At 67.3% G+C, this 10,488-nt stretch carries 11 protein-coding genes; 3 read left to right on the top strand and 8 right to left on the bottom strand.

All coding sequences use genetic code 11. From position 1 onward, the window contains the following. Together B4K74_RS04835 and B4K74_RS04830 are read right to left on the bottom strand one after the other, a co-directional pair. The coding region (locus B4K74_RS04835; RefSeq protein ID WP_286692088.1) for a glutamine synthetase beta-grasp domain-containing protein at positions 1 to 809 on the bottom strand (809 nt) is incomplete at its 3' end. A gap of 69 nt (positions 810 to 878) precedes the next feature. Next, positions 879 to 1,217 carry a P-II family nitrogen regulator gene (locus B4K74_RS04830; RefSeq protein ID WP_123286608.1) on the bottom strand — a complete coding sequence of 113 codons (339 nt, stop codon included), beginning with the start codon at positions 1,215 to 1,217 and terminating at the stop codon, positions 879 to 881. A 127-nt stretch (positions 1,218 to 1,344) separates the two neighbouring features. Between B4K74_RS04830 and B4K74_RS04825 the strand changes: the two genes are divergently transcribed. Beyond that, complete coding sequence (locus tag B4K74_RS04825; protein ID WP_286691990.1) at positions 1,345 to 2,184, top strand: NAD(P)H-hydrate dehydratase; 840 nt, start codon at positions 1,345 to 1,347, stop codon at positions 2,182 to 2,184. Here the strand turns inward: B4K74_RS04825 and topA are convergent. From topA to ruvX, 6 genes are all read right to left on the bottom strand, one after another. Beyond that, positions 2,171 to 4,792 (bottom strand): type I DNA topoisomerase, encoded by a 2,622-nt coding sequence (topA, locus tag B4K74_RS04820; protein ID WP_286691989.1) that lies wholly within the window; start codon positions 4,790 to 4,792, stop codon positions 2,171 to 2,173. The genes B4K74_RS04825 and topA overlap by 14 nt on opposite strands. Positions 4,793 to 4,904: 112 nt before the next feature. Beyond that, positions 4,905 to 5,987: a DNA-processing protein DprA gene (gene dprA / locus B4K74_RS04815; RefSeq protein WP_286691988.1), complete on the bottom strand. Its 1,083-nt coding sequence runs from the start codon at positions 5,985 to 5,987 to the stop codon at positions 4,905 to 4,907. Beyond that, a complete protein-coding gene (gene plsY / locus B4K74_RS04810) occupies positions 5,987 to 6,625 on the bottom strand; it encodes a glycerol-3-phosphate 1-O-acyltransferase PlsY (RefSeq protein WP_286691987.1) in 639 nt (212 codons plus the stop codon). Before plsY ends, dprA begins: the two co-directional genes overlap by 1 nt. A 60-nt stretch (positions 6,626 to 6,685) precedes the next feature. Next, the gene (gene pyrC, locus B4K74_RS04805; RefSeq protein WP_286691986.1) at positions 6,686 to 7,972 is read right to left on the bottom strand and encodes a dihydroorotase; all 1,287 of its coding nucleotides are present in this window, start codon (positions 7,970 to 7,972) and stop codon (positions 6,686 to 6,688) included. After that, complete coding sequence (locus B4K74_RS04800) at positions 7,969 to 8,955, bottom strand: aspartate carbamoyltransferase catalytic subunit (protein WP_286691985.1); 987 nt, start codon at positions 8,953 to 8,955, stop codon at positions 7,969 to 7,971. The genes pyrC and B4K74_RS04800 overlap by 4 nt, the downstream gene beginning before the upstream one ends. 51 nt (positions 8,956 to 9,006) lie before the next feature. Continuing rightward, positions 9,007 to 9,471, bottom strand: a complete 465-nt coding sequence (gene ruvX, locus B4K74_RS04795; RefSeq protein ID WP_286691984.1) for a Holliday junction resolvase RuvX — start codon at positions 9,469 to 9,471, stop codon at positions 9,007 to 9,009. Between the two features lie 71 nt (positions 9,472 to 9,542). Here ruvX and B4K74_RS04790 point away from each other — a divergent pair, with 71 nt between their 5' ends. Continuing rightward, positions 9,543 to 10,106, top strand: a complete 564-nt coding sequence (locus tag B4K74_RS04790; protein WP_164461857.1) for a hypothetical protein — start codon at positions 9,543 to 9,545, stop codon at positions 10,104 to 10,106. 94 nt (positions 10,107 to 10,200) lie between these two features. Then, positions 10,201 to 10,488, top strand: a complete 288-nt coding sequence (gene gatC, locus B4K74_RS04785) for an Asp-tRNA(Asn)/Glu-tRNA(Gln) amidotransferase subunit GatC (protein WP_286691983.1) — start codon at positions 10,201 to 10,203, stop codon at positions 10,486 to 10,488.

Here is a 10,488-nt window from a genome sequence, read left to right as displayed (position 1 = left end):
ACGTGCATGCCCGAGCCGTTGTCGCCGAACATAGGCTTGGCCATGAAGGTGGCCGACTTGCCATAGGCGGCGGCGACGTTGTGGATGACGTATTTGTACAGCTGCAACCGGTCGGCCATGGTCACCAGTTCGGCGAACTTCAGGCCCAGTTCGTGCTGGGCCGGGGCCACTTCGTGGTGATGTTTTTCGGGGTTGAGGCCCATGTCCTTCATCACCGACAGCATTTCCGCGCGCAGGTCCTGGCCGGAGTCGACCGGATTGACGGGGAAATAGCCGCCCTTGGCGCCCGGGCGGTGGCCCATGTTGCCTTCGCTGTATTCCGAGCCCGTGTTGGCCGGCAGTTCCAGCGAGTCATAGGTGTAGCCCGTGTCGTGGGCCTGGGTGGACCAGCGGACATCGTCGAAGATGAAGAACTCGGCCTCGGGACCGAAATAGACCTTGTCGCCCACGCCGGCTGACTGGACGAAGGCCAGCGCCTTCTTGGCCATCGAGCGGCTGTCGCGGTTGTAGGGCTCGTTGGTGTCGGGGTTCAGCACATCGCAGAACAGGAACAGGGTGGTGTGCTGGTAGAAGGGGTCGATGTAGGCGGTGTCGAGATCCGGCTTGAGCAGCATGTCGGACTCATTGATTGCCTTCCAGCCCGCGATGGACGAGCCGTCGAACATGGTGCCTTCCTCAAGGAACTCGTCATCGACCAGGTCGATATCAAAGGTCACATGCTGAAGTCGGCCCTTGGTGTCGGTGAAGCGAAGGTCGACGTATTTGACGTCCTTGTCCTTGATGTCCTGAAGGATGGCCTTGACGCTCATGGATTTCGTATCCTGTGGCTGGGGGAGGAGAACAGAAAGACCGTCCGCGAGGGACGGTCGGTGAAAGGGTCAGACGGCCTGGGCACCGGTTTCGCCGGTGCGGATACGGATGACGTCCTGGACGTCCGAGACGAAGATCTTGCCATCGCCAATCTTGCCCGTGCGGGCCGATGTCTGGATGGCTTCGATCACAGCCGGGGCCAGGTCATCGCTGACGACCACCTCGATCTTGATCTTGGGCAGGAAGTCGATGACGTATTCGGCGCCACGGTACAGTTCGGAATGCCCCTTCTGGCGGCCATAGCCCTTGGCCTCGAGGACGGTCATCCCCTGGACCCCGACGTCCTGCAGTGCCTCTTTGACTTCATCCAGCTTGAACGGCTTGATGACGGCTTCGATCTTTTTCATGGCGTCCCCGAGGCGACCCGGAATTGGCCCGGAATTGGTCTGTGCACTCGGACCGCAATGGGACATTGCATTGCACCATAAGGCAAGGCCCTTTTGATAATTATCATCATCCGTGAACGGAGGCGTCATGACTGTCCTACCTGAAGCCGGAGACTGGAGAAGCCGTCTGCCCTGGCCCGAGACGGACACCCACAAGCATGCGCGCGGGCGACTGGCCGTGGTCTCGGGCCCGGCGCACCGCACCGGAGCGGCCCGTCTGGCGGCGCGGGCAGCGCTTCGGATTGGTGCGGGTCTGGTCCGGGTCATGGCGTCGCCCGCAGCCATCCCGGTGCTGGCAGCCTCTTTGGAGGCAGTGATGGTGGAACCCTTCGACGGCGCCGACGATCTGGGTCATCGCCTCAGGGAGGTTGATGCCGTGGTGATCGGCCCGGCTGCAGGGCTGGGAGAGGAAACGGTCGGCAATCTGCATGCATTGGCCAGAACCGGTGCCGTGCTCGTCGTCGATGCCGATGCGCTCAGCGTGTTTGAAAGCCACCCTGATGATCTGTTCGCCTTGCTGGACCGCGATGATGTGCTGACCCCGCACGGGGGAGAGTTCGCGCGCCTGTTTCCGGATCTGGCCGATCTGCTCTCGACCGAAGCGGCCGCTCAGGCCTCGGTGCGGGCCGATGCCGTCGTGCTGCTGAAAGGTCATGAGACCGTCATCGCGGCGCCCGACGGGCGCGTTGCCGTCAACCCGAACGGTTCGCCCTGGCTGGCGACGGCGGGCACCGGCGATGTGCTGGCGGGCATGATCGGCGGACTGGCGGCCCAGCACATGGACAGTTTTGACGCCGCCTGCGCGGCAGCGTGGATCCACGCCGAAGCTGCGCGCCGCTTCGGCCCCGGCCTGATCGCCGAGGACCTGCCGGATCTCATTCCCGGTATCCTCGCCGGTCTGGCGCCGAAAGACCTCAGGCCGTCTTAGGCTTGGCCTTGGACTTGGCCGGGGCCTTCCTGGCTGCCGCCTTCTTCGCCGGAGCTTTCTTGGCCGCTGCTTTCTTGGCGGGCGCCTTCTTGCCCTTGCCGCCCGCCGCCGCCTTGGCCGCGACCAGTTCGAGGGCCGTCTCCAGCGTCAGGTCTTCGGGCGCCGTTCCCTTGGGCAGTGTGGCGTTGATCTTGCCGCATTTGACGTAGGGGCCGAACCGCCCGGCCATCACCTGGATCGGGTCACCGCTCTCGGGATGGGCCCCCAGTTCCTTCAGCGGTGCCGTCTGCCCCCGGGCCCCGCGCGAGGCCTTCTTTTCGGCCAGCAGGGCGACGGCGCGGTTCAGCCCGACCTCGAACACCTCCTCGATGTCCGGCAGATTGGCATAGACGCCGTCGTGCAGAACGAAGGGCCCATAGCGGCCCAGCCCGGCCGTGATCGGCTTGCCGTCCTCGGGGTGTGCTCCGACCTGACGCGGCAAGGCCAGCAGCGTGAGAGCCTGTTCCAGCGTCAGCGTCGCCGGGCTCCACCCCTTGGGCAGGGAGGACCGTTTCGGTTTTTCAGCCTCGGGCGGGGTGGTCTCCACGTAGGGCCCGAAGCGGCCGATCTTCAGCTGGACGGGTTGGCCCGTGTCCGGATCGATGCCCAGGTCGCGGTCGCCGCCGTCCGCCGAACCCGCGGCATTGGCTCCGGCACCAAAGCCCCGGGTGTAGCGGCACTCCGGATAGTTCGAGCAGCCGATGAAGGAGGACTTCATCTTGAAGCTGGCCTTCAGATGCAGCCGCCCGGACTTGCACAGCGGGCACAGGCGAGCATCCGTGCCGTCATCCTTCTCGGGGAACAGGAAGGGGCCGATGGCCGAGTCCAACTCGTCGATGACGCCCTGCCGCTCCAGCACCACGGCCGTGGCAGGCTTCAGCTTGGACCAGAACTCGCGCAGCAGCGCCTTCCAGTCCATCTGGCCGGCCGAGACCTCGTCCAACTCGTTCTCCAGCGCGGCGGTGAAGTCATACTCGACCCACTGGCCGAAGAACTGCTCCAGAAACGCTGTGACCAGACGCCCGTTGTCCTCGGGATAGAAGCGGTTCTTGTCCATGCGGACGTATTCGCGATCCCGCAGCGTGGTCAGGATCGAGGCATAGGTCGACGGTCGCCCGATCCCCAGCTCCTCCAGCTTCTTGACCAGGGTCGCTTCGGAATAGCGCGGCGGCGGTTCCGTGAAATGCTGATCCGTACGGACGGCCTCGACCTTGGCCGCAGCGCCTTCCTTGAGGGCGGGCAGGCGGGTGGCGTCATCCTCGTCGTCGTCCGACGACCCGGCGCGGGGCTTGTCGTCCCGGCCTTCTTCATAGGCGGCGATGAAGCCGTCGAAGGTGACGACCTGTCCGGTGGCGCGCAGGCCGGTCTGGCCCGAGGGTTCCTCGATCTCGACCGTGGTGCGGTCCACGCGGGCCGCTTCCATCTGGCTGGCGACCATCCGCTTCCAGATCAGCTCATACAGGCGCCGCAGGTCGTCATCGAGACGCACCGAGTCCGGATGGCGGGCGATATTGGTCGGTCGGATGGCCTCGTGCGCCTCCTGGGCGTTCTTGGCCTTGACCTTGTAGTAGCGCGGCTCGGACGGGACATAGGCAGGGCCGAAGCGCTCGGCGATCACTTCGCGGGCCTGGGCGATGCCCTCGGGGCTGACCGACACGCCATCGGTCCGCATATAGGTGATCAGGCCACCCGTATCGTCGACGCCTTCGTACAGCTTCTGCGCCGCCTGCATGGTGCGCTGCGCCGTGAAGCCGAGCTTGCGCGAGGCTTCCTGCTGCAGGGTCGAGGTGGTGAAGGGGGGCGAGGGGTTGCGCTTGACCGGCTTCTTCTCGATCGAGCGGATCGTGAATTGACCGGCCTGGATGGCGGCGCGCGCGGCCGTCGCTGTCGCCTCGTCCTTGATGTCCAGCCGCTGCACCCGCTTGCCCGCGTGTTTGACCAGCCGGGTGGTGAAAGGCGGGCTGTCCGCGGTCAGATCGGCCTCGATCGACCAGTATTCCTGCGGCTTGAAACTTTCGATCTCCAGTTCGCGGTCGACCACGATGCGCAGCGCCACCGACTGCACCCGACCGGCCGAGCGCGCGCCGGGCAGCTTGCGCCACAGCACCGGCGACAGGGTGAACCCGACCAGATAGTCCAGCGCGCGGCGGGCCAGATAGGCCTCGACCAGCTCCATATCCAGCTGACGCGGATTGGCCATGGCCTCGAGCACGGCGGCCTTGGTGATGGCGTTGAAGGTGACCCGTTCGACCTGGGTGTCCTTCAGCGCCTTCTTCTTCTGCAGCACCTCCAGCACGTGCCAGCTGATCGCTTCCCCCTCACGGTCGGGGTCAGTCGCTAGTATGACGCGGTCGGCGCGCTTGGCCGCTTCGGCGATCTCGGACAGGCGTTTGGCACCCCGGGCATCGACCTCCCACGACATGGCGAAGTCTTCGTCGGGCAGGACCGAGCCGTCCTTGGAGGGCAGGTCGCGGACGTGGCCATAGGAGGCCAGAACCTCGAAGTCGGGACCCAGATATTTGTTGATGGTCTTGGCCTTGGCCGGGCTTTCGACAATGACGAGATTCATACGGGCGTGGCGCTTTTCGGGGGGAGGGGCCCAGGGTTCGGGCCGGAGAAGAAGGCCGGGGAACGTGGTTCGCCTCTCGTCCCGTGTCAATCGCCAGTCCGGAAAACCCGAGTCAGCGCGACGCCAGTCCGCCCGGGAGCAGGCGGGCCCGGCCGACCAGACTGAGCTCCAGCAGGGCCCCGGACACCACAGCGACCGGCAGCCCCAGCGACCGGGCCAGATCATCGCGCGGCGTCGGTGTCGGAGACAGCAGGGCCTCGACGGCGGACAGGGTGGCGTCATCAAGGTCGGCGGCAATCTCCACGGGGGCGGGTCGCCCCGGCTTGATCCGCGCGGCGCGGACGCTGCCGAGCGCGTCCAGCACATCCTCGACCCGCTCGCACAGGGTCGCGCCGTCGCGCAGCAGGGCATTGGGGCCTCGCGAGCGGGGGTCCAGCGGCGATCCCGGCACCGCGAACACCTCGCGCCCCTGTTCGGCCGCCAGTCGTGCGGTGATCAGGGAGCCGGAGCGGATCTCGGCCTCGACCACGATCACTCCGCGCGACAGGCCGGAGATGATGCGATTGCGCCTTGGAAAGTCGCGGGCCTGGGCCCGGGTGCCCGGCGGGCTTTCCGACAGGACGCAGCCCTCGGCCACGATCCGGTCGTACAGGTCCTGATTGTCCGACGGATAGACATCATCGACGCCACCCCCCAGCACGGCCACCGTGCCTGTCGACAGGGATCCCCAGTGCGCGGCGGCATCGATGCCCCGAGCCAGTCCCGAGACAACGGTCATCCCCGCCTCGCCCAGTTGCGACGCCAGCCCCCGGGCGATCCGCTGCCCCCCGGCCGAGGCGATGCGCGCGCCGACAATGGCTACGGCGTCCTTCCGAAGGCCGTCGATGCTCCCTCTGGCCCACAGCACCGGCGGTGCCGGGTCGACCGCCGCCAGCGTCTCCGGATAGTCGGCGTCGCCGATGACCACCAGCCGCGCGCCAAGGGCCTCACCGCTCGCGATCTCCGCCTCGATCTGGTCACGAGGGGCAGCAGTATAGGCTGCGCCGCCGGCCTTGCGGATGACGCCCGGCAGGGCATCCAACGCCGCCTGCGCGCTACCATATCTCGCGATCAACTGGGCAAAGGTGACAGGCCCGATCCGCTCGCTGCGGGCCAGTTGCAGCCGGGCGATCCGTTCGGCTGCCTCCAGCGCCATCAGGCAGACTTCGCGCCGATGCGGGGTTCCTTGCCCTTGATCAGCCGGATGATGTTGTCGAAGTGGCGCAGCCAGATCAGCGTCATCGCCGCCAGCGCCAGCAGGAAGACGCTGTTCGAGGTCGGCAGGTTCAGGGCGGCAATGGGCATCAGGGCCAGCACGGGAGTAACGAGCGTGGCGATCAGGGCGGACAGGGACGACACCCGAAACACGGCTGCGGTAAGCAGCCAGACCGCCGCCGCGACCAGCCCCAGCGGCCAGGCCGCCGCCAGCATCAAGCCAAAGAAGGTGGCGACACCCTTGCCGCCCTTGAAGCCCAGCCACACAGGATAGAGGTGGCCGAGAAAGGCCGCGCCACCCGCAATGGCCGCCACCGCATCATTGTCGGTAACCGCGCGCGCGATCAGCAGGGCCGCAGCCCCCTTTCCGGCATCAAGAATCAGGGTCGCGAAGGCCAGGTCCTTGCGACCCGTCCGCAGCACATTGGTCGCGCCGATATTGCCGGAGCCGATGTTGCGGACATCGCCGGCCCCTGCGGCACGGGTCAGAAGCACGCCGAACGGAATAGACCCGACCAGATAGCCGCCCAGTGCCGCCATCAGCAGCGTCAGCACCGCGATTCCCGCCAGATCCTGCACCTGATTCGGCCTCCCTCAGTCCAGACCCTGACGATGAGGCTTCGACCGCAGGGCTGCAAGTCAGGCCGAGAAGATCGACCGTCCCCCGACCCAGGTCCGCTCCACCTGTCCCTGAAGGCGGCGATTGTCGAAGGGCGAGTTCTTGGACTTGGAACGCAGGGCGTCGGCGTCGATGACCACCGGCGCGTCGGGGTCGAACAGGATCAGGTCGGCGGGCGCGCCCGTCGCCAGTCGCCCGGCGGCCAGTCCCAGAAGCTCGGCGGGGCCGACAGTCATCGGCCTCAGCACATCCAGCAGCGGCAGGTCATCTTCATGGTGCAGTCCCAGCGCGGCGGGCAGCAGGGTCTGCAGGCCCACCGCCCCCGGCGTCGCCTCGGCGAACGGACGGCGCTTGTCCTCGGCCGGAGCGGGGGAGTGGGCGGAGGTGATCACATCGATCCGCCCGTCGCGGACGGCTTCGATCAGCGCTAGCCGGTCGCTCTCGTCGCGCAGCGGCGGGTCCATCCGGTAGAAGGTCCGATAGTCGCCGATGTCGACCTCGTTGAAGCGCAGGTGGTTGATCGAGACACTGGCCGCGACCTCCAGCCCGCGCAGGCGAGCCCGGTCCAGCGTCTCCAGCGCGCCCGCGGTCGAAATCTGGTCGACGAGGAAGCGCACACCGGTCTGTTCGACCAGCGCCAGATCGCGCTCCATCTGCATGCGCTCGGCAATCGCCGGCACCGACGACAGACCCAGCCGGGTGGCCAGCTCGCCCGAGGTGGCGACAGCGCCCTTCGACAGCCACGGGTCGTGGGGGCGGCAGGCGATCAGGGCATTGAAGGCCGTCGCATAGGCCATCACCCGCATCAGCGTCCCGCTGTCGGCGATGACCTGATCGACGTCGGTGAAATAGAGAGCCCCGGCCTCCTGCATCAGGCCGATCTCGGCCATCAGCTTGCCTTCACAGCCCTGCGTCGCCGCCCCTGCGGTCAGGATGTTGACCAGCCCCAGCGCCGCCCCCCGCCGCTGGATGAAGTCGATCATGGCCGGATCATCGACCGCCGGCGCTGTGTCCGGCTGGATGACCAGAGTCGTCACGCCGCCCGCAGCCGCAGACAGTGCCGCAGACTTCAGCGTTTCCTTTGGCTCGGCCCCCGGTTCACCGGTCTTCACACGAATGTCGATCAGGCCGGGCGACAGGCACAGGCCACCCGCGTCAATCGTCTCCCCATCGTCGAAGGGGACAAAGGCGGCGCTCCGGACCACGTCGGCAATCCGGCCGTCCTCGACCCGCACGGCTCCGGGGCCGTCGTATTTGCTGGCCGGGTCCAGCAGGCGGGCGTTCACGATCCAGACGGGCGCGGTCATTGGCCAGCCCCCTCGCGGCGCAGGGACAGCCCCGCCAGCACCGCCATGCGCGCCGAGACACCCATCTCGACCTGGGTCTGGATCAGCGAGATCACCGGATCGTCGGCGATGTCGGAGTCGATCTCGACGCCGCGGTTCATCGGGCCGGGGTGCATGACCCGCACGCCGGGCGCTGCGACCTTCAGCTTCTCGCGGTCCAGCCCCCAGAATCGGTAGTATTCCCGCGTCGAGGGGACCAGGGCCCCCTGCATCCGCTCCAGCTGCAGGCGCAGCATCATGACCACGTCACAGCCTTCCAGCCCCTGACGCATGTCGTGGAACACCTCGCAGCCCCACCGGTCGGCATCGCCCGGCACCAGCGTCGGCGGTCCGACCAGCCGCACCCGGGCCCCCATCATCGACAGCAGGGCCACATTCGATCGCGCCACCCGGCTGTGGGCCACGTCGCCACAGATGGCCACGGTCAGGCCGCCGACGTCGCCGAACTCACGCTTGAGCGTCAGAAGGTCCAGCAGGGCCTGGGTCGGATGTTCATGACGGCCGTCCCCCGCGTTGACCACGGCGCATCCGACCTTCTGCGACAACAGGTCGGCGGCCCCCGAAGCCGAATGGCGCACCACCAGAATGTCCGGCTTCATGGCATTCAGGGTCGCCGCCGTATCGATCAGGGTCTCGCCCTTGGCCACCGAGGACGAACGCGGGCTCAGGCTGACGACATCGGCGCCCAGTCGCCGCGCCGCGATCTCGAACGAGGCGCTGGTGCGGGTCGAGTTCTCGAAGAACAGGTTCACGACCGTGCGCCCGGCCATCAGGTCCAGCGACTTGGCCGATCCCTGGTTCAGCTCGACAAAGCTGTCGGCCAGCTCCAGCAGGTCGCGGGCGGTCTGGGCATTCAGGTCGGTGACGGACAGGAAATGGTCGCGGGGGAACGGCCTCAGCCGTTCTTGAATGACAGTCAGAAGGTCTGAGTCAGGGCGAGCCATCGACGGGCGGCTATAGTCCCATGTGCGACAAAACGAAAGCGCGAACCGCGATCAGCCGCGCAGACTGTCCAGCGCACCCTGCAGGATCCATGCGGCGGCATTGCGGTCCACGACCTGACCGCGCCGCGCCCGGCTCATGTCCATGTCGTCGATCAGGAACCGCTCGACCGCCGTCGTCGACAGGCGCTCATCCCAGAAGGCGACCGGAATATCGCGCAGCCGGTCCATATTGCGGGCAAAGGCGCGGCTGGACTGGGCGCGCGGCCCCTCGGACCCATCCATATTGAGCGGCAGACCGATGACCAGCGCCGTGGCCCCCCTGCTGTCCATCAGGCGGAACAGGGCATGGGCGTCGTCGGTGAATTTCGTCCGGCGGATCACCTCAAACGGTGAAGCGATCATGCGCGTGGCGTCCGAGGCGGCAACGCCGATCGTCTTGCTGCCGAGGTCCAGCCCCAGCCACGGGGTGCCGGGCGGGCAGTAGGCGGCAAGGTCAGGCAGGGCATGGACAGACACGCGGCAGGCGATAGGCCTTGCCGCCGGGGCTGGCAAGGTCGAAGCTGATCGCGGGAAACGGGAGGTCGGGTATGAAACGGATCATGATTGCGGGCACGTGCGGGCTGCTGATCAGCGGGCTTGCCGGGTGTGATCGCCTGTCGGCGGCGTGGGAAGGCTTCAACAACCCCGCGCCCGCCGAGCACCCTTCGACCGCGCCGACATCGACCCCGGCCCCCACGCCGGGCGGCGCCCTGGTCGAGGCCGGTCAGGCCGTGGTTCTGCAACCCGAGACCGACGACGCACTCCAGACCGCTGCCGCGGTGGTCGAGCTCGACTATCTCCCGGATCAGGGCGATCTGACCGCCAAGATGTTCGGCACGGCAGGCGGCGATCCGGCGATGAACGGCCTCTATACCTACATCGCCTTCTACCACAGCCCGGCCGAGGGCTGGCGGGTGTTCCGCATCGGCGACTACCTCGACTACCAGATCCAGGCCGTGTCTGCGGGCCGGGTCGAACTGCGCCTCAGCGAAAGCGTGATGGATCAGGCCACCAGCGAGATCGGCAGCCGCCAGACGGCCATCATCCTCAGCTTCACGCCCGGCCCCGACGGCGCGGTGCCCGAGACGGTCACCGTCACCCCGGCGCGCTAGGCTTCACGCCGCCGCCTTGTGAAACCGGGTCTGTCCCGCTAATCCCGCCGTGTCGGGCCGCGTGCCCGTTCACCCGTGTTGTGGAGAGGCCGGAATGGCGATCGACGCCGCGACGGTGCGCAAGGTGGCGCATCTCGCCCGTATCAAGACCCCCGAGGAGCGGCTGGAGCCGCTGGCCCGCGAGCTGAGCGGCATCCTGGACTGGATCGAGCAGCTGAACGAGGTCGATGTCGACGGCGTCGAGCCCATGACCTCGAACGTGGCCCAGCCCCTGCGCCTGCGCGAGGATGTGGTCACCGACGGCGACAAGGTCGCCGACGTGCTCTCCAACGCCCCGAAGTCAGCGGATGGCTTCTTCGTCGTGCCCAAGGTGGTCGAATAG

Source organism: Brevundimonas sp. UBA2503 (assembly GCF_002341485.1).
GTDB lineage: Bacteria > Pseudomonadota > Alphaproteobacteria > Caulobacterales > Caulobacteraceae > Brevundimonas > Brevundimonas halotolerans.
Note: the sequence above shows the minus strand (reverse complement) of the source record. Positions and strands in the feature narration are given on the sequence as shown.

Coding starts and splice junctions, on each gene's coding strand:
- topA (WP_286691989.1), bottom strand. CDS start 4,792: ATGAATCTCGTCATTGTCGAAAGCCCGGCCAAGGCCAAGACCATCAAC.
- B4K74_RS04790 (WP_164461857.1), top strand. CDS start 9,543: ATGAAACGGATCATGATTGCGGGCACGTGCGGGCTGCTGATCAGCGGG.
- gatC (WP_286691983.1), top strand. CDS start 10,201: ATGGCGATCGACGCCGCGACGGTGCGCAAGGTGGCGCATCTCGCCCGT.
- B4K74_RS04800 (WP_286691985.1), bottom strand. CDS start 8,955: ATGGCTCGCCCTGACTCAGACCTTCTGACTGTCATTCAAGAACGGCTG.
- dprA (WP_286691988.1), bottom strand. CDS start 5,987: ATGGCGCTGGAGGCAGCCGAACGGATCGCCCGGCTGCAACTGGCCCGC.
- B4K74_RS04825 (WP_286691990.1), top strand. CDS start 1,345: ATGACTGTCCTACCTGAAGCCGGAGACTGGAGAAGCCGTCTGCCCTGG.
- B4K74_RS04830 (WP_123286608.1), bottom strand. CDS start 1,217: ATGAAAAAGATCGAAGCCGTCATCAAGCCGTTCAAGCTGGATGAAGTC.
- pyrC (WP_286691986.1), bottom strand. CDS start 7,972: ATGACCGCGCCCGTCTGGATCGTGAACGCCCGCCTGCTGGACCCGGCC.